Source organism: Arthrobacter sp. BF1, assembly GCF_056680215.1.
This window is the reverse complement of the sequence record NZ_CM155271.1, coordinates 3,603,884-3,621,397: the sequence shown is the minus strand read 5'-3', so window position 1 is coordinate 3,621,397 and position 17,514 is coordinate 3,603,884. Positions and strand designations below refer to the sequence as shown.

The following is a 17,514-nucleotide window of genomic DNA, read 5'->3' as shown; positions in this document are numbered from 1 at the left end:
CCGCGAGCACAGCGGAAAGCCAGAGCTTCGCCGTCCCGCGTGTCCTGACCCTTATAGTCGAGGAATGGAACAGCGGATTTTAGGCAAGACCGGTCGTAGCGTGTCCGTCGTAGGACTGGGCACGTGGCAACTCGGCGCCGATTGGGGCAATGTTGACCCGGCGCAGGCACAGGCCATTCTGGCGGCGTCCGTGCAGGCGGGGGTCACTTTCTTTGACACGGCTGATGTCTACGGTGACGGCAAGAGCGAGCAGGCCATCGGAAAGTTCCTCGCGGACAACCCCGGGCTGAACATCACCGTGGCCACCAAGATGGGCCGCCGCGTGGACCAGCAGCCGGAGAACTACACCCTGTCCAACTTTCGGCAGTGGGTGGACCGGTCCCGTAAGAACCTGGGTGCCGACACCCTGGACCTGGTCCAGCTGCACTGCCCGCCCACGCCCGTATACAGCAGCGCCGAAGTCTATGACGCCCTGGACACCCTGGTTTCCGAGGGTGCCATCCGCAACTACGGTGTCAGCGTGGAGCGCACCGACGAGGCCCTGGAAGCCATCCGCCACGAGGGAACCGCCTCCGTCCAGATCATTTTGAACGCGTTCCGGATGAAGCCCCTGGATGAGGTCCTCCCCGCTGCGAAGGCAGCCAACGTGGGCATTATCGCGCGGGTGCCGCTCGCATCAGGGCTGCTCTCCGGCAAATACACGAAGGAAACCACCTTCGCCGAGAACGACCACCGGAACTACAACCGCAACGGCGACGCCTTCGACGTCGGGGAGACCTTCTCGGGCGTGGACTACGAGGTGGGCCTCAAGGCTGTGGCCGAGTTTGAACAGCTGGTCCCGTCCGGCGCCAGCACCGCGCAGGCGGCCATCGCCTGGATCGCCGCGCAGGATGGCGTCACCAGCGTGATCCCCGGTGCCCGCAACGTAGAACAGGCGACGGCGAACGCCGCGGCGGTTTCCGTGGGTATCACCGAAGAGTTCGACGACGGCGTCCGCTGGATCTACGATCACTACTTCCGGGACGCCATCCACCCGCGCTGGTAGCTGGCGGCTCAGCTGCCGCGGTAGGTGGAATAAGCGAAGGGGCTGAGCAGGAGCGGCACGTGGTAATGCGCCTCGGACCCCACACTGAAGGTGAGGACCACTTCGGGGAAGAACGTTTCGGTGCCGCTTGCGGCGAAATACTTCCCCGTGTCGAAGGCCAGGCGGTAGGTTCCCGAAGGTAGGCGCTCCGGTCCCAGTTGTTTGATGCGTCCGTCCGAATCTGTCATGCCCTCGGCGATCCGGACCCAGCTCGCGCCGTCGAGCACGTGCAGGGATACCGGGACGTCGGCCGCCGGCTGGCCGGAACTGGTGTCAAGCACGTGGGTGGTGACGTGGGAGATGCTCATGTGCTCATCAGTCCTTCGAGCCGTAGCACTGCGATTTCCCGCAGTTGCTGGCCAATGATGGGTTGTTCCTCTTCGGCAGTGTGGGTAAGCCTGGTGTTGAGGGCGGCGAGGATCTCCGCCCGGCTGCGGCCGGCAGCGCGTATCAGGAAGACCTGCCCGAACCTCTCCTCGTACAGCCGGTTGCCCTCCGCCAAGGCCTCGGCGATGGCTTCATCGGCTGCCCCCAGCCCTGCCTGTTCCGACCTTGCCAGCCGTGCTTCCGCACTGTCGCCCTGCGCCCGCTCACCGATCCGCGGATGGTGGGCTAGAGCCGCCTCGATCTCTGCCGGGGTGGAACGGATTCGCTGCGGAGCGTCCCGCCGCGAGGAGCGCTCCGACACTGGGATACGGCAGGGCGTTGGCAAGCTCATCGATCCAGCGAGGGATGTCCAGGCAGGGGCGGAGGAAATCGACAGTCTCCGCGTGGCCACCCGTATTGAACTGTTCAAGCTGCATGGCTTCAGCATATGTAAACGCCAGCCGCCGCGTCTGTTGCTGCCACGCCCGGCCGGTGCTGCCACGCCCGGCCGGCAAACGGGGCGTTCCCGCAGGTCGGCGCAATTCATACGTGGAGTATCTCAATAAGCGATGAATAAGTATTTTTCGTTGCTCAATTTATGCCCTAGGGTTGCCGGTGTCGCGGACGTGATGCCCGGCACACAACCGACGCCTGCTGCAATTGTCCGCCACCGCAACTCCTCGGCTACCTAAGCCCTGACCGGCTACCCATGCCCAGAAACACGTGAAAGAGAGTCACCGTTGACTAAAGCTGCCTATAACGTCCAGGACGTTATCGACAACACGCCCATGGGGGTGAAGCGCTGGTCCGTCGTGGCCCTGTGCTTCGTGATCGCCTTGCTGGACGGATTCGATACCCAATCCATCGCCTTCATCGGACCGGCCATCGCCGACGATTTCGGCCTGCAGGCCACGGACATGACGTGGGTCATCACAGCCAGCACCATCGGCATGTGCGCAGGTGCCATGACACTCGGCACCTTTGGCGACAGGATTGGCCGCAAGAAGACCATCCTGCTGGCCCTGGTCCTCTTCGGCGTCTTCTCCCTGGCGGGTGCCTTTGCCCAAACGCTGGAACAGATCATCGTCCTCCGGTTCCTGATCGGCCTCGGCATGGGCGGTGCAACACCGGCGCTCCTGGCCCTGACGGCGGAGTTCAGCCCGAAGTCCCGCCGCGGCACGTTTATGACCCTGGTGCTGCTTGGCCTGCCGGGCGGGGCGCTGCTTGGCGGCCTGGTGGCCGCGGCCTGGCTTCCCGTCATGGGCTGGCGCGGCATCTTCCTGGTGGGCGGCGTGCTTCCGCTGGCGCTGCTGCTGGTCTGCCTCAAACTGCTCCCCGAATCCCCGGTTTTTCTCGCCACCAAGCGCACACCTGCTGCGCAGGCTGAGGCGCGCAAAATCATGGCAGCCATCTCCGGAAAGCCGGTAGATCCGGACGCCGAACTGGTCACCGAAGACAAGAAGGAAGAGCGGAGCTCCATCTCCGCGCTGTTTTCCTCCAAGTACCGGATGGTCACCATCGCTGTCTTCGCCACTTATCTGCTGAACTGGATCGCCTGGTACCTGCTGCTCCTTTGGATGCCCACCGCGCTGAAGACGCTGGGGCTCGCAGCTTCCCAGGCCGCCATGGGCACCGTGACCGTCAACGGCGCATTCATCCTCTTCGCCATCCCGCTGTCCATGATTCTGCCCAAGGTCAACGCCCGAAAGCTGCTGCTGGTTATGTTCGGCGCCGGGATCCTCGTGGCGCTGGGTCTGGGCCTGGCCGGCTCCAACTTCGCCCTCGTGTTTATCCTGATCGGCCTGGCGGGATTCGGTATTGGCGGCCAGCAGTTGGCCCTGAACTACCTGATCGCGAACGCCTACCCCACCCAGCTGCGAGCCACCGCCACGGGCTGGGGCATCGGAATCGGCCGCCTCGGCTCCATCGTCGGTTCAGCCCTGGGCGGGCTTATCCTCGCCGGGTTCGGCGCCTCCGGCTACTTCATGACACTGGCTGTGCCGCTGGTGCTCGCCGCCCTGGCCACCCTGCTGGTCCGCAACTCGGTTGCCGCCGCTGCAGTAGAGGCTGAAAGCGAACCGGCGTCAGCGCTGCGCCGCGAACCCGCCCTTTAGCCGGACGAAAGAACCCCACAAAAAACAGAAAGCGGGCGACGCCGGGAGGTTCCGGCGTCGTCCGCTTCTGTTTTTCTAGTGGTACAGGTTTTGCGGTGGTACGGAAAGTGCTAGTTCTCGTACATTGCGATGAAGCGGCCCACCACGCGGCCCTTGCGCAGCTTGTCGATCGCGTCGGGGATGTCCGCCTGGGTGATCAGGTTCATCGGCGGGTTCAGCTGGCCTGACTTCATCAGGGCGTAGAGGTTCTCGAGGTCCTCCTTGGTGCCCGACTTGGAGCCCTTGATCGAAAGCTGGTTGATGATCAGCGGGTAGGTGTTGATGGTGGCCTCGAGGCGTCCCATGCCCACCTGCACCAGGGTGCCGAACTCGGCGAGCGTCTCGAGCGCGGCTGCCGTGGTGGTGCCACAGCCGGCGTAATCAACGATCAGGTCCAGCTTCTTGTCCTTGAAAGCTTCGATGGAGTCCGCAACCCCGGCCAGGCCGATTTCGTCAGCCAGCTTCTGAGTCTCGGGATTCACCTCGGCGCCGTACACCTCTGCGCCGGCCAGCACGGCGACGCGGGCGCCGATGTACCCGAGGCCGCCAAGGCCGATCACGCCGACTTTCATGCCGGCCTTTGCTCCGCCGACCGCCATGATGGCGTGGTACGCGGTGAGCCCGGCGTCCGTGGCCATGGCGCCGAGTTCAAAAGTGACCTCGTCCGGCAGCTTCACCAGGTTGTCGTCCGTGGCGAGCAACTTGGGGCCGAAGCCGCCGTTCCACTTGCCGTAGCCGATGGCGTCGCCGTCGCTCATGACGGGAGAGGCCTACCCGGTCGCCGACCTTCCAGTGGTCCATGCCTTCGCCGACCTCGGTGATGATGCCGGCATTTTCGTGGCCCATGGTGCGGGGGAGTTCGGGGAACAGTGGCATCCAGCCGGCATCGTCAAGGGCGGTGACGTCGGAGTGGCAGACGCCGGCGGCCTTGACGCTGACCACCACCTGGCCCGGACCGGCAGCCGGTTACGCGACTTCGTTGAGTTCCAGTGGGTTGTTGGTGCCGTTGAACTGCCATGCCTTCATGGGGCATTCTCCTTCGTCGATCCGTTGAATAACTTCATGCATTTGCATGCACTGCAATCCACCCTACCCCTCTTCCGAACGGCGCGGCCCCTGGTGTGACGCAACGATCATGCGGAGTCGCGGGGCACACAACAAAAGCGGACGACGCCGGGCAGGTCCCGGCGTCGTCCGCTTCTGTTGGGGTGCGGAGCTGTTTAGGCGGTGACGAGCTGGCGGTCGTCGCTGCGGACGCTCAGCGTGAAGGTGTTGGGGCCGCTGGCGTGGACGGCGATGCGGCACTTGGTGGTGTTCGCCCTGACCGAGAGGTCCTGCGCTGCGGCATCGAGCGTGTGGTCAATCGCGGACCGGTCCCAGATTTTGAGGGATACAGAGTGGCTGGATTCAAACGTCATTGTCAGTACTTTCGCTCATGCAGTTGACGGCCAGGTCATCCTTGAAGCGGCCGCATCCTCGTCGGTGAGGATTGCTGATTTAGAAGTGCGGGGCAACGAGGCCCCATAGTCATGGTTCATGGTGATCCCGGGATCTGACAACCGAAACGGCGAAAGTGTGATCGATTACACGTTCGTGTCGCAGGCGTGTTACGCCATCGCCTGCCGGGCCTGAGCGTGCTCTCAGTAGAGAAAAATATCGATCCACGCGCGGTTGTGGGCGTGCACCAACACCAGGAACAGCACGAAGTCGAAGAGCAGGTGGACGGCCACGATGTATGTCAGCGACCGCCTAATGGTGAAAAGCTTCGCCTGCAGCAGGGCAAACGGGAAGATGAAGAACGGCGCCCACGCGTGGAACCCCAACTCCCACAGGAACGATGTGAACAGGACCGCTTGCAGGAGGTTGGCCTGCCAGTCCGGGAGATGCCTGCGCAGGAGCGTGAACACGGTGCAGATGAAGAACAGCTCATCCCAGATACCCAGCGTGTTGGTGCCCAGGAACAGCCGGCCGATGCCCTCCGGATCACTGACCGCGGGCCAGTTCCGGTACACGCCGGTGCTGATCATGTAGACCGGGAGCACGGCGTACCCCAATAGCGGGACGGCCGGCAGGTACCACTTCTCGGCCGTGGTCCAGGGTTGGCGGCTCCTGATGGGGAAGCTGATCGCATGGTCCTTAGTGACGAACCTGGAGACCGCATAGGGAATGCCGACAGCCAGGACCATCGCGGTGCCCATTACCAGCATGTGACCCGTGCTGATGTCCGTGGTGATGGGGACGGCGCTCATGGCCACCAGTCCCACGGCGATGAGCGCGAGGTCGATGAGCAGCCGGCGGCTGATGAAACCGGCCAGCACCAGGGCGGCCGCCAGCAGGACCCAGCCCGTGAGCCGGTCTTCCCGGACGAAGAGAATAAAGCCCGACGCCGATACCAGCGTTGCCGGGATCAGCCGCCGCAACGTGCCGCCTGGCTCAGTGGTGGTGCCGGGCCGAGGTATGGATTCAGTTTTTGAGCGCTGGCTCATGCTGGCCTCCGTAGACGGACTCGGGCTGGCGGTGCTGGGTGGTTTCAGCTTATCCCTGGAGACCGTTGACACCCCCGGGCACCCGGCGTATCGTACAACCAAATGGTTGTAGATCAGCTTAGCGATGCGGACGTGGACCGCCTGTTCCAGGCCCTCGCGGACGCCACCCGCCGGGACATTGTCCGGCGGGTGACCGTGGCGGAATATTCCGTCTCCGGCCTTGCTGCGCTTTACGCCATGAGTTTCGCCGCCGTCCAGAAGCACGTTGCGGTGTTGGAGCGAGCATCCCTGGTCACCAAGGAGAAGCGCGGAAGGGAGCAGATTGTGCAGGGCAATCACGAAGGTTTGGCGAAGGCCCGCCGGCTGCTCGATGAGTACGAGGCGATCTGGCGGCAGCGTGCCGGGCGGATCGCGGACATTCTGGCTGAAGGATAGGAACGTACGGCAATGCCTGTTATCGGTACCACCAAGAATCTCGAGGCACTCAGTCTCACCCTCGTCGCGGAGTTCGACGCCGCCGTCGAACGCGTCTGGCAGATCTGGGAAGACCCCCGGCAGCTTGAGCGCTGGTGGGGCCCGCCCAACTATCCGGCCACGTTTGACCGGTTCGACTTTCAGCCCGGAGGGAAGGCCAACTATTACATGACTACCCCCGAAGGCGAGAAGCCCCGAGGCTGGTGGAAATTCAGAACCATCGAGGCGCCGCTCAAGCTCGAATTTGATGACGGCTTCGCTGACGAAACCGGAGCGCCCGTGGATGCCATGGGCAGTGCCCACGCCGCTGTGGACCTTGAGGACCTCGGTGGCCGCACCCGCATGACCATCATGTCCACGTTCGATTCCGAAGAGCAGATGGAAGAGATGGTCAAGATGGGCATGGAGGAAGGCCTGAAGGAGGCCGCAGGCCAGATCGACGCCATCCTCGCAGCGCCTGCCCGCGCGGTCTAGCGGCAGGGGGCCTGGGCGGTTTAGCGGCAGGGGGCAAGGGCGGTTTAGCGACGGCGCGGCGGTGGTGCAAGAATCAACAGGAACCGCCGCCGTCGAGTCGAGGAGCGCCACATGTCCGAATTGCAGGATGATCTCAGCGAATGGGCCGTACTGTGGGGCCGTGTCCGCGGGGCCGAGCCCACCGCTGAGGGTTCCGCTGTGCTCACCGCCTCGGAAGCGGATGATTCCGGCGCCCGGGCACAAGCAGAGGAGCGCGGGCTCTCGCCGGTCGGCGAACACGTCCTCCTGACTGCCAGCGCGGCTGAGATTGCCGCAGCCCATTCGCTCCCGGAGAACGCCCAGGTTGCTTCGGCTCCCATGGAGGACTACGACGTCGCCGAGATCTCGGTGTTCGACCATCCGGTCTGCGGCGGGCGCATCAGTGTCGGCGAAACGGCCGCGGTCATCGGCAACCTCCGGTTCGAAACGCCCCAGGACAGGGACGCCTACGAACCGGCCTTGCTGGCCACCCTCGCCGAGGAGGCCTACCTTCATGGCGCCCACACGCTGATCCTCATCGTGGACCCGGACGAGGCGGACCGCTTCGTGGGCTCGGGATGGATAGTTGCCGGGCGCGTGCTCCGCTTCGGGCAGGCCTGAGGCCATGGAGGACGTGGCTGTGCAGCCGTGGGTGAAGAACTACCAGCCCGGTGTTCCGGCTGAGATTGAGCTGCCAACCGAGTCCCTGACGGCGATGCTGGAACGCTCCGTGGCCGAAGCCGGCACGGCCCCGGCGCTTGAGTTCTTCGGCCGGCGCACCAGTTACACCGAGCTCGGGGAGCAGGTGGACCGTGCCGCCGAGGGCCTCCGGCAGCTGGGCGTGCGGGCCGGCGACAGGGTTGCCCTGATCCTGCCGAACTGCCCGCAGCACGTGGTGGCCTTCTACGCGGTACTCCGCCTCGGCGCCGTGGTGGTGGAACACAACCCGCTGTACACCTCCCGGGAACTCCGCCACCAGTTTGAGGACCACCAGGCCAGGGTGGTCATCGCTTGGGACAAGGCGACCGCGGCCATCCGGGAATTCCCGGCAGACATCGAGATTGACCACGTGGTCTCGGTCAACCTGCTCGCGGCTTTCCCTGCGGTCAAGCGGCTGGCACTGGGCTTGCCCATAGGAAAACTGCGCGAAACCAAGGCATCCCTGACCGCCCCGGCGCCCGGCACCATGCAGTGGAAACAACTCCTGGGCCACGGCCGGATTGATCCGGCGCACCCGCGGCCCTCGGTACAGGACCTCGCCGTCATCCAGTACACCTCCGGGACCACCGGCAGGCCCAAGGGCGCCATGCTCACCCACTTCAACCTCTACGCCAATGCCCTCCAGGGGGAAGCCTGGATGCAGGGGGCCGAGTACGGCAAGGAGATCTTCTACGCCATCCTGCCGATGTTCCACGCCTTCGGCATGACCCTCTACCTCACCTTCGGCATCCGCAAACAGGGCCTGTTGGTGCTCTTCCCCAAGTTCGACACCGATCTGGTGCTCGCCGCCATGAAGAAGTCACCGGCCACCGTCTACTGCGCCGTCCCGCCGATCTACGAGCGCACCGCGATGGCGGCCAGGGAAAGAGGCATCTCCCTGCGCTCCTGCAAATACTGCATCTCGGGAGCCATGAACCTGCCGGACCACGTAGTGGAGCTCTGGGAATCCGTGTCCGGGGGCCTGCTGGTGGAGGGCTACGGCATGACCGAATCCTCGCCGGTGGCGCTGGGCAATCCTTTCCATCCGAGCCGTCGGCCGGGGACCATTGGCGTGCCGTTCCCGTCCACGCTGATGAAGGTGGTGGAGCTGGATGACCCTGCCGCGGAGGTGGAGCCCGGCCAGCAGGGGGAGCTGCTGATCAAGGGCCCGCAGGTATTCCGGGGCTACTGGAACAACCCGGAGGAAACGGCAAAGACCCTTACCGCGGACGGCTGGCTACGGACCGGCGACATCGTCACCGTGGATGCCGACGGTTTCGCCACGGTGGTGGACCGGGCGAAGGAGCTGATCATTACGGGCGGCTTCAACGTCTCGCCCACTGAGGTGGAGTCAGTCCTGCGGCTCCACCCGGACGTGAAGGACGCCGCCGTGATCGGCAAGCCGCTGGAACGGGGCGGCGAGCTGGTGGCAGCGGCTGTTGAGCTTGAGCCCGGCACAACGCTCGATGAGGAAGCGCTTCGCACCCACTGCCGGGAACATCTGGCCGGCTATAAGGTGCCGCGCCGGATTGTGGAAATCGAGGACATGCCACGGTCCATGCTGGGCAAAGTCCTCCGGAGGCAGGTCCGGGAGCAGGTCCTTCCGGAGATTTAAGCAACCCGCGCGTCCCTGGGGCGCCGGGGCTAAAGCCTTCAGGACACAAAAGCTAAGGGCACGACGCCGGGGGTCCCGCGCGTCGTGCCCTTGCCTTTTGTTTTTGGTTCTACTTGGTGACCGCGAGTCCGGTGTCCCAGTTGAAGTCGGCGAACTCGGGGTTGGCCTGCATAGTCATGAGGACGAACTGGAAGCCCTCGAGTTCGCGGGAGCGCTTGAGCGGACCCACCACCAGCGGGCGCATGCCGCCGGCACTAACGAAGCTGCTGACAGCCTGGGTGGCCTCCGCGTTGTCGCCCGCAATGAACACGTCCAGCGGCTGGCCGGCGGACTCGCCCGCCACAAGCGTGCCGGCGAAGGTGGTGTTGAAAGCCTTGACCACGTTGGTTCCGGCCGGGGCCAGGGCTGCGATTTCCTCGGCAGCCGACGAGCCGGGCGCCACCACCAGGGAATCGAAGGTCTCGAAGTTCACGGGGTTGGTGATGTCCACAACCGTCTTTCCGGCCAACCGGTCGCCGTAGGCGGTGACCACGGATTTGGCGGCGTCGAACGGGACGGAAAGGATCACGATGCTGCCCTGCGGTGCGCTCGCCGTGGTGCCGTACGTAACGTTTGCTCCGAGTTCGTTGGCCAGTGCCTGCGCCTTGGCGGCGTCCTGGCCGAGGATCTCGACGTTCTTTCCTGCTGCGAGGGCGCGGGTTGCGATGCCGCGGGCCATGTTGCCGTTGCCGATGATCGTGATGTCAGTCATGGTGTTCTTCTTTCCGAAAAGGCGGGCGAGGAGGTTTTTCATCAGATTCTGTTCTGCTGGAGGATTACTACTTGAAGCTACAACTAAATGTACGCCCTGAAAGTTGAAGCGTCAAGCTTTTTCCTAAAAAACTTCCAATCCGTTTGCGGCGTAGGCCGCGAGTGCCTCGGGGCCATGCAGGAAATCACGCAACTCCGCGGCTTCGGCGCCCCGGGCTGCGATGCCCAACGCCGTCGAGAAGTAGGTGTATTCCTGAATGGCGTCCGGGAGCGGGCCAATGATGGTGGCCTCCGGAATGAGGATCAGTTCGCTCAACTGGTGGATGGCGAGGTCCGCGCGGCCATCCAGCAACGCCGCCGCCGTGGGCCCGGAATCAACCACGGTGGCCCTGGCCGTGACCTGCTCCGCAATCCCCAGCCGTTCCAACAGTCCGGCGAAGTAGATACCGCTGGGTCCGCTGCGGGAGTAGGCCACGGAACGGGCATTGGTCACCGCGCTGATGAATGCGTCCACGGTGCTGATGTCGGGAGCCGGAGCGTCCGGCGGAACTGCCAGCCCCACTCCCGTCCGGGCGACCGGCCTGGTGTCCGTCACGATATCCGCTGCAGCAAGGTCCGCCAGGGCGGCGGTGATCCCCGCCATCACGTCCGGACGGGCGCCGGACTCGATCCTGGTCAGCAGCCGGAACGTGGGCTCGAAGACCGCCTCGACGGGGGGTCCGCCCGCCTCGATGTACGCGGGAAGGATGGTTTGCTCAACGGCCTGTTTGAGTGCAAAGGCGCAGAACAGCGAGAGGGGCCGGGCATCGTGGCTGGCAGCTTGGGTGTCCATCGGAGTCCTAAGGGTAGTCAAAGCGGTGCGCGAGTTAGGGCAGTGCGCGCTCCCCACAAGACTTACCCTGCACTGGCGCGCACTGCTATTTGTGAAGTCGGACTCTGAGTGGCCAGCATCCTGGTGCTTCCTGCTGGCTGAATGGCCCCAGCGAAGCCGCCCCTATGCTTGGGGGATGGCAAGTGTTGACCCTCATGAACAGCAGACCGGCCCCGCAGTGCAGCGCGATCTGGCCGTTGCCATCCTTGATGTTTCGTTTGAAGTGCGGCGCAAATCCCATGAGGGGACCGGCGTGCTGCCGCTGTCCAGCGGGCTGCTGGACATCGTGCGCGTCATCGAACGGCACCCCGGCATCACGGTGGCCGAAGTGGCAGCGCGGCTGGGCCGACAGCTCAGCAATGTGAGCGCACAGCTGCGGGAGCTGGTAGCTCTGGGGCTGGTCACCCGCACCCGGGACGCAGCTGACAAGCGGTATGTGGTGCTGCACCCCACGCCCGAAGCGCTGCGCATCAGGACTGTGCTTGAAGGGGCCTGGGCCGAGGCCCTCGCTTCGGCCAGTTCCAAACTGCTGCCGGCGGAGCGGGCGCAGATAGCGGCCAGCCTGCCGGCCCTCGAGCGGCTGGCCTCCATCCTGGCGGAACCCGAGTAAGCTGCCCGCCGCCGTCGCACATCGACGCTCTCTCACTTAATGTGGGTTTTCCCATGACGCTCTCTCACTTTCTTGAAGAAAGTGAGAGAGCGTTTCCCCAAAACACGCATTAAGTGAGAGAGGGTGCCCGCTGTTCTCGAGCAATTCGGTAAGTAGTTATACTTGTATAAGTATTACTACTTCAAAGGGACGGAAACAGCGGTGGCGACTCAGCTGGCAAGTGCGAAGACTGAACAGAAAATAGGCGGGAAGGGCCGGTGGGGGGCGCTGGTCTTCCTCGCACTGGCGCAGTTTATGGTGGTGCTGGACGGCACCATCGTGAATCTGGCACTGCCCCGGCTGCAGATCGAAATGGGGATTAGTGACTCCACCCGCTCGTGGGTGGTGACCGCCTACGCCCTGGTGTTCGGGGCCTTCCTGCTGCTCGGCGGACGCATCGCTGACTTCTGGGGGCGCAAGCGGACGTTCATGGTGGCGGCTGCCGGCTTCGCCGCGGCCTCGTTGATCGGCGGCATCGCACAGGAATCCTGGGAGCTTATTGGCGCCCGCGCCCTGCAGGGCCTCTTCGCAGCGCTCCTCGCTCCGGCGGCCCTGGCGTTGCTGACAGTCTCCTTCCCCGGCGGCAAGGACCGCGGCACGGCCTTCGCCATCTTCGGGTCCATCAGCGGTGTTGGCGCCGCGGCCGGCGTCCTGCTGGGCGGCTTCCTTACGGACTATGTGTCGTGGCGCTGGTGCTTCTTCGTGAACGTGCCCATCGCCCTGATCGCCCTGATTGGCGTGGTGAAGATGGTCCGTGAAAGCAAGGCCGAAGGCCCCGCCAAATACGACTGGCCCGGCGTGGTCCTCGCCGCCCTCGGCCTGGGCTCCCTCGTCTACGGTTTCACCAACGCCGAGCACGGCTGGGGAGCGCCGCAGGCCTGGGGCTTCATCCTCGCGGGCGTGGTGCTGATGGTGCTGTTCGTCGTCGTCGAGAAGAGGGTCAAGCACCCGCTCCTTCCGCTGCGCGTGGCAACCGAACGCAACCGTGCAGCTGCCTTCCTGGCCTCGTTCCTGGCCGGAGCCGTCCTCATCGGCGGCATCCTGTTCATCAACTACTACATCCAGATTGTGCTCGGTTTCGCCCCGTTCGTCGCAGGCCTCGCCTCCCTGCCCATGACAGTGGTCCTCATTGTCACCGCGGCCATCGTGGCCAAAAACCTGCCGAAGCTGGGGGCAAAGATTCCCACCGCCGTCGGGCCGGTCTTTATGGCTGCGGCCATGCTCTGGCTGACCCAGGTCAGCGCGGAGGGCACCTACCTGGTGAACATGCTCCCGGCCCTGATCCTCCTGGGGATCGGCCTGGGCATGGTGTTTGTCCCCATGCAGAACCTCGCCCTGTTCGGTGTGGACAATCACGACGCCGGCGTGGCCAGCGCGCTCGTGAACGCCACGCAGCAGATCGGCGGCTCCCTGGGGATCGCCCTCTTCAGCACCATCGCGGCCGCGGCAACCGCAGCTGCCGCCGGGAGTAGCCAGCTGGCAGCACTGTCCGCCGGCTACTCGTCCGTGTTCCTGTGGGCTGCCGGGGTTGCCATCCTGATCACACCCCTGGGACTGCTGCTCATCACCATCACCAAAAAGACGTTCAGCGGCAGCGACTCGAACCAGCCGGTCCACCTGGGTTGACATTGGACGCCCGCTGAATCATGCGGCGTACACACACGCAAACACAGCAGACGCCGACGGCGGGACCTCCCGCCGTCGGCGTCTTTCGGGTTCCTGGTGCAGCTCAAACGGAGCCGGACAGGCTCCGGCTGCGGTTCCCTGCCGTCGGTGCTGATTGACGTCTGCTCTCCCTCCGGACGTGTGGCCATTGATATCCTGTTGCCCATTCCGAGGTGATCTGGTGCACAGCCCGGAAACTTGCAGAAATTGTTCAAAGCAACGGAAGACGCCCACGGGCAAGCCTTGGCACGGACGGAGTGGCAGTGTTATGAGCGGCGGGTCGGGGTACTTCAGGCGTCGGCTGGAGCGGGCCGCTGAGCTGCGCTCCTACCGCGGCGCGGGCATCAGCGCCGAAGAGGAGGCCGCGCTTGAGGCGGCCGAGGCGGGGGAGCGGGACAAGCGCAAGAAGGTAGACGATGCCCGGCGCGCTGAATACCTGATCCGGGATGCCATGGCGCAGGGCAAGTTCGACAACCTCAAATACGCGGGCAAGCCCATCCCCGGGCTGGGGGAAGCCTACGATCCGGACTGGTGGGTCAAAGGCCTGATCCAGCGGGAAAACATCAGCGGACTGGGCCCCAAAGCCATTCTCCTGCGCGCCGAGGACGCCGAACTCGACGGCACGCTCGATGCCCAGTTCACCGAAAAGCAGGTCCGGGACGTGGTGGCTGACTTCAACGCCCGGGTGATCGACGCCCGACGCCAGCTCCAGGGTGGTCCTCCGGTCATCACCAAAACGCGGGACGTGGACGCCGAAGTGGCCCGCTGGCACGAGCGCCGAGCTTCGCGGGCCGAGGCCGCCGCGCCCGAACCGGAACCGGAGCGCCCCTGGTGGCAGCGGCTCTGGCGCCGCACCACCTAGGAGGAGCGGACGACGACGACGCCTCCCGCCGTCGTCAATCTTCAGGTTCGTCTGGCGGATCGATCCCCGGATCGTCCGTGGGCGGCGGCTGAGGCGGTGCCGGGAAGTCGGGCGTGGGGGCGGGAGCAGGCACGGGCCCCGGTGCTGGAGCCGGAGGCGGCTCAGGCGCTGGAGCAGGAGGTGCCGGTGCCGGTGGTGGCTCCGGCGCAGGAACGGGTGCCGGTGGTGCGGGCGCCGGGGGAGGAGCGGGGGCTGGTACAACGGCCGCCGCGGGCGCGGGCGGCGGCGCAACCCATGGCGCAGGGGGAGCGGGGGCGTACGACGGTTTCATCATTGACGCCGGTGGTGGCGGGAACGGGTTGGCCGGATACAGCGGGGCCGCCTGCAGCATGTAGTTGACCCATTGCGGACCGGCAATCATCCAGCCATCGAGCCGCGGGTAGAAGGTTCCATTGACGGTGACGTTCTGGCCGGAACGCTTCTGGCCCTCCAAGGCATCACCAAAGAAGGACGCGGTGACAAGGCCCGACGTGTAGCCCACCACCCACGTGGAGCCGTTGTTGTTCGAGGTGCCAGTTTTGGCCGCGGTGGGCATCTTGGTGTGGATCTTGGGGTTGATCCAGAAGCCGGAGCCTTTTACCAGCACATCCTGCAGCACGGAGTTGACCCCGCGGGCCACCTCGGGCTTTACTGCGTCCCGGCATTCGCTGGGCTGCGCCGGAAGCTTGCCGCCCGTTGCGTCAGTGACATCCACCAGCGCCACGGGAGTGCAGTACTTCCCGTCATTGGCAAAAGTAGCGAAAGCGTTGGCCATGTGGAGCGGCGCCACGCCGGTGGCGCCGAGCAGGTTGCCCAGCTGGTGCATGTTGATCTGGGCGCCATCCAGGCCGCTGTGAAGGCCCACGGTGTCCACCATCTTCTGGATGCCGCAGAAGTCCAGCTGGGCGGCGGTAGCGAACGTGGCGGTGTTGATGGAGTTGTACAGGCCGTAGTTGATGGGCATCTTGCGGTAAAAGCCCTCTTCTGCGTTCTGCAGGTCATCCGCTGCGCCCAGCTCCGGGTTGTTCTGGGCTGTGCTGTACGCGCCCAGCACCTTTCCGCAGCTGGACCGCCACGGGAACCCCAGCGGGTACACCCGGCGGGACGCGTCCACCTCGGCGGTGAGGGATTTGCCTTCGTTGAGCCACTCCGCGAAGGTAAACGGCTTCATCGTTGACCCGGGCTGGAAGCCGCCGGCGCCGTTGAGGTCATTCCCCTGGGGGTCCTTGGCGTCAACATTGAAGTTCAGTTGGGTGTCGAATTTTCCGGGCTCTGGCAGGAAGACCGTGTTTTGGGCCATGGCCAGGATTTTCCCCGTCCCCGGCTGGACCGAGACCAGTGCCGCGCCCCAGTGGTCCGGGTTGGCGCCGGCCGAGCCATCCACCTGCGCCTGGGCCGCTGCCTGCAGCCTGCTGTCCAGCGTGGTGGTGATGGTGAGGCCGCCGCGGTAGAGCTTTCTCTGCCGCTCGATCAGGCTCGAACCATAGGCAGGATTGTTGAGGATCAGGTGCGAGATGTAATCGCAGAAATAGGGCGCCATGGCGGCGTTGGCGCAGCCTTGCCGCTCCGGAGTGATCTTCAGTTCGATGGGCGTGGCTGCGGCTTCGTCATGCTGGGCCTGGGTGATCTTGCGGTGTTTGAGCATCTCGTCGAGGACCTGGTTGCGGCGGGCCATCGAATTCTCGGGGTTGAGTGCGGGGTTGTAGAAGGTGGGGCTGTTGACCAGGCCGGCCAGCAGCGCTGCCTGCGGGAGGGTCAGGTCCTTGGCGGTGGTGCTGAAGAAATACTTGGCGGCCGCTTCCACTCCGTAAGCATCACTGTTGAAGAAAACAATGTTCAGGTAGCCCTCAAGGATCTGGTCCTTGGTGAACTTCTTTTCCAGCGCGACGGCCAGCTTCATCTCCCGCAGTTTGTCGCCCATGTCCTTCTGGCCGCTGAGGATCACCTCGTCACGTTTGTCCTGGGACAGCCGCGCCTCGTTGATGACATTGGTGACGTACTGCTGGGTGATGGTGGATGCCCCTTGCCGGCCGCCGGAGGTCGCATTGGAAACGAGAGCCCGCATGATGCCCTGGGGGTCAATGCCGGCATGCTCGTAAAAGCGGCTGTCTTCGATCGCTACGATGCCGTCCTTGATGTACGGAGACATGTTGTCCAGCGGAACCCTGACACGGTTTTCGGCGTAGAACGTGGCGATCGTCTTACCATCCGCGGTGAGCACCCTGGTGGTTTGCGACGGCGGCGGGACGGTAAGTTCTGCGGGGAGGCTGTCAAAGAACCCGATGGAAGTGCTGACCCCGAACCCTGCGGCTGCCACAGCCGGCACCACCAGGCTGGCGGCCAGGATGCCGCACAACGCACTCGCGGTGAAGAACCCGAGGATCCTTCCCAAGGTCCCGGCTACGCGGTGCTCGCGTTTCTTCTTCTTCGCCATTGATCAGCCCTCAAGCTCGCGACGTGTGAACAGGATACGCCGCGGAACGGGTGGCATCCAGACGTGGGCCGAACTGACAGTCAAGCCGCAATGTCATCGACGAAGAATCCAGTCCGACCCTTGCATCACCGATAGCTACCGATATATCGTTAACTATCGGTGATAGGTTCACCGGTTGATAATTCGACAACGTATGAAGGGACGATGCCACCATGAAAGGCATTCACGATGACAAGTTTTTGGAACCGCTGTTCGGGCACGGAAAGTTCGAGCGCGGGAGGGGCCGCCGCGGGCCGCACGGGCACCGCGGCGGAGGGTTTGGCCCGGGATTCGGGCCGCGCGGCGGATTTGGACCGGGGTTCGGGCCGGGGTTCGGGCCGGGCGGAGGATTTGGTCCCGGATTCGGGCCGGGGTCGCGGCGGGCCAGCAGGGGGGACGTCCGCTGGGCGATCCTGTCGCTCCTGGCTGAAGCCCCTTCGAATGGGTACGGCCTGATCAAGACCATCGCAGAGAAAACCTCGGGGGCGTGGCGACCCAGCCCGGGTTCGGTGTATCCAACGCTCCAGCAGCTGGTGGACGAAGAACTGATCACGCCGCTCAGCGAGGGCCGCCGGACGGACTTCACGCTCACCGATGCGGGCAAGGCCTACGTGGCCGAGCACGCCGAGGAGCTGGAGAACGCGTGGAACAACGACGCCGAAGGGTCGGGGCCCGCGTTCCACCAGAGTGTGGGAAAACTGATGGGGGTCATCCACCAGTTCCGGAGCGCCGCTACCGAAGAGCAGCGCACTGCGGCAATCGAGAAGCTCGACGAAACCCGCCGCGCGCTCTACCGGATCCTGGCCGATTAGCCAGGACCCGGCGTCGCGCGTTGT

The 17,514-nt window shown here is 64.7% G+C and carries 19 protein-coding genes; 10 read left to right on the top strand and 9 right to left on the bottom strand.

Annotated elements, in window-relative coordinates; all coding sequences use genetic code 11:
• Positions 1–64: 64 nt before the first annotated feature.
• Positions 65–1,045, top strand: coding sequence for an aldo/keto reductase (locus AC1MCD_RS17040; protein WP_498673554.1), 981 nt, complete (start codon positions 65–67; stop codon positions 1,043–1,045).
• A gap of 8 nt (positions 1,046–1,053) precedes the next feature.
• Here the strand turns inward: AC1MCD_RS17040 and uraH are convergent, their stop codons facing one another.
• Both uraH and AC1MCD_RS17030 read right to left on the bottom strand, forming a co-directional pair.
• Entirely contained in the window at positions 1,054–1,392 is a 339-nt protein-coding gene (uraH, locus tag AC1MCD_RS17035) for a hydroxyisourate hydrolase (RefSeq protein ID WP_498673552.1), read from the bottom strand.
• Positions 1,389–1,772 (bottom strand): 2-oxo-4-hydroxy-4-carboxy-5-ureidoimidazoline decarboxylase, encoded by a 384-nt coding sequence (locus AC1MCD_RS17030; RefSeq protein ID WP_498673550.1) that lies wholly within the window; start codon positions 1,770–1,772, stop codon positions 1,389–1,391. The genes uraH and AC1MCD_RS17030 overlap by 4 nt, the downstream gene beginning before the upstream one ends.
• Before the next feature lie 418 nt (positions 1,773–2,190).
• Between AC1MCD_RS17030 and AC1MCD_RS17025 the strand changes: the two genes are divergently transcribed.
• On the top strand, positions 2,191–3,564 hold the full coding sequence (locus tag AC1MCD_RS17025; protein ID WP_498673548.1) for an MFS transporter: 1,374 nt from the start codon (positions 2,191–2,193) through the stop codon (positions 3,562–3,564).
• 110 nt (positions 3,565–3,674) lie between these two features.
• Here the strand turns inward: AC1MCD_RS17025 and AC1MCD_RS17020 are convergent, their stop codons facing one another.
• The 4 genes from AC1MCD_RS17020 to AC1MCD_RS17005 form a co-directional block, all read right to left on the bottom strand.
• Entirely contained in the window at positions 3,675–4,361 is a 687-nt protein-coding gene (locus AC1MCD_RS17020; protein WP_498673546.1) for a zinc-binding dehydrogenase, read from the bottom strand.
• Positions 4,252–4,545 (bottom strand): alcohol dehydrogenase catalytic domain-containing protein, encoded by a 294-nt coding sequence (locus AC1MCD_RS17015; RefSeq protein WP_498673544.1) that lies wholly within the window; start codon positions 4,543–4,545, stop codon positions 4,252–4,254. The genes AC1MCD_RS17020 and AC1MCD_RS17015 overlap by 110 nt, the downstream gene beginning before the upstream one ends.
• A gap of 278 nt (positions 4,546–4,823) precedes the next feature.
• On the bottom strand, positions 4,824–5,021 hold the full coding sequence (locus AC1MCD_RS17010) for a hypothetical protein (RefSeq protein ID WP_498673542.1): 198 nt from the start codon (positions 5,019–5,021) through the stop codon (positions 4,824–4,826).
• A 222-nt stretch (positions 5,022–5,243) separates the two neighbouring features.
• Complete coding sequence (locus AC1MCD_RS17005; RefSeq protein WP_498673540.1) at positions 5,244–6,089, bottom strand: CPBP family glutamic-type intramembrane protease; 846 nt, start codon at positions 6,087–6,089, stop codon at positions 5,244–5,246.
• Positions 6,090–6,191: 102 nt separating this feature from the next.
• On the opposite strand from AC1MCD_RS17005, the gene AC1MCD_RS17000 reads away from it, so the two are divergent.
• The 4 genes from AC1MCD_RS17000 (at position 6,192) to AC1MCD_RS16985 (ending at position 9,369) form a co-directional block, all read left to right on the top strand.
• Complete coding sequence (locus AC1MCD_RS17000) at positions 6,192–6,524, top strand: ArsR/SmtB family transcription factor (protein ID WP_498673538.1); 333 nt, start codon at positions 6,192–6,194, stop codon at positions 6,522–6,524.
• A gap of 12 nt (positions 6,525–6,536) precedes the next feature.
• Complete coding sequence (locus tag AC1MCD_RS16995) at positions 6,537–7,037, top strand: SRPBCC family protein (RefSeq protein ID WP_498673536.1); 501 nt, start codon at positions 6,537–6,539, stop codon at positions 7,035–7,037.
• 111 nt (positions 7,038–7,148) lie between these two features.
• Positions 7,149–7,676 (top strand): hypothetical protein, encoded by a 528-nt coding sequence (locus AC1MCD_RS16990; protein ID WP_498673533.1) that lies wholly within the window; start codon positions 7,149–7,151, stop codon positions 7,674–7,676.
• A gap of 4 nt (positions 7,677–7,680) precedes the next feature.
• Positions 7,681–9,369 carry a long-chain-fatty-acid--CoA ligase gene (locus AC1MCD_RS16985; RefSeq protein WP_498673531.1) on the top strand — a complete coding sequence of 563 codons (1,689 nt, stop codon included), beginning with the start codon at positions 7,681–7,683 and terminating at the stop codon, positions 9,367–9,369.
• A gap of 109 nt (positions 9,370–9,478) precedes the next feature.
• Here the strand turns inward: AC1MCD_RS16985 and AC1MCD_RS16980 are convergent, their stop codons facing one another.
• On the bottom strand, positions 9,479–10,120 hold the full coding sequence (locus tag AC1MCD_RS16980) for an NADPH-dependent F420 reductase (protein ID WP_498673529.1): 642 nt from the start codon (positions 10,118–10,120) through the stop codon (positions 9,479–9,481).
• A 123-nt stretch (positions 10,121–10,243) separates the two neighbouring features.
• Entirely contained in the window at positions 10,244–10,951 is a 708-nt protein-coding gene (locus AC1MCD_RS16975; RefSeq protein ID WP_498673526.1) for a molybdate ABC transporter substrate-binding protein, read from the bottom strand.
• Positions 10,952–11,126: 175 nt separating this feature from the next.
• Between AC1MCD_RS16975 and AC1MCD_RS16970 the strand changes: the two genes are divergently transcribed.
• From AC1MCD_RS16970 to AC1MCD_RS16960, 3 genes are all read left to right on the top strand, one after another.
• The gene (locus tag AC1MCD_RS16970; protein WP_498673524.1) at positions 11,127–11,600 is read left to right on the top strand and encodes a MarR family winged helix-turn-helix transcriptional regulator; all 474 of its coding nucleotides are present in this window, start codon (positions 11,127–11,129) and stop codon (positions 11,598–11,600) included.
• Between the two features lie 201 nt (positions 11,601–11,801).
• Positions 11,802–13,265, top strand: coding sequence for an MFS transporter (locus AC1MCD_RS16965; protein WP_498673522.1), 1,464 nt, complete (start codon positions 11,802–11,804; stop codon positions 13,263–13,265).
• A gap of 307 nt (positions 13,266–13,572) precedes the next feature.
• Positions 13,573–14,166, top strand: a complete 594-nt coding sequence (locus AC1MCD_RS16960) for a DnaJ family domain-containing protein (protein ID WP_498673520.1) — start codon at positions 13,573–13,575, stop codon at positions 14,164–14,166.
• Between the two features lie 34 nt (positions 14,167–14,200).
• On the opposite strand, the gene AC1MCD_RS16955 is transcribed toward AC1MCD_RS16960, so the two are convergent.
• Positions 14,201–16,639 (bottom strand): transglycosylase domain-containing protein, encoded by a 2,439-nt coding sequence (locus AC1MCD_RS16955; RefSeq protein ID WP_498673516.1) that lies wholly within the window; start codon positions 16,637–16,639, stop codon positions 14,201–14,203.
• Positions 16,640–16,851: 212 nt separating this feature from the next.
• Between AC1MCD_RS16955 and AC1MCD_RS16950 the strand changes: the two genes are divergently transcribed.
• Positions 16,852–17,490 carry a PadR family transcriptional regulator gene (locus AC1MCD_RS16950; RefSeq protein ID WP_498673514.1) on the top strand — a complete coding sequence of 213 codons (639 nt, stop codon included), beginning with the start codon at positions 16,852–16,854 and terminating at the stop codon, positions 17,488–17,490.
• The last annotated feature ends 24 nt before the right edge of the window (positions 17,491–17,514 follow it).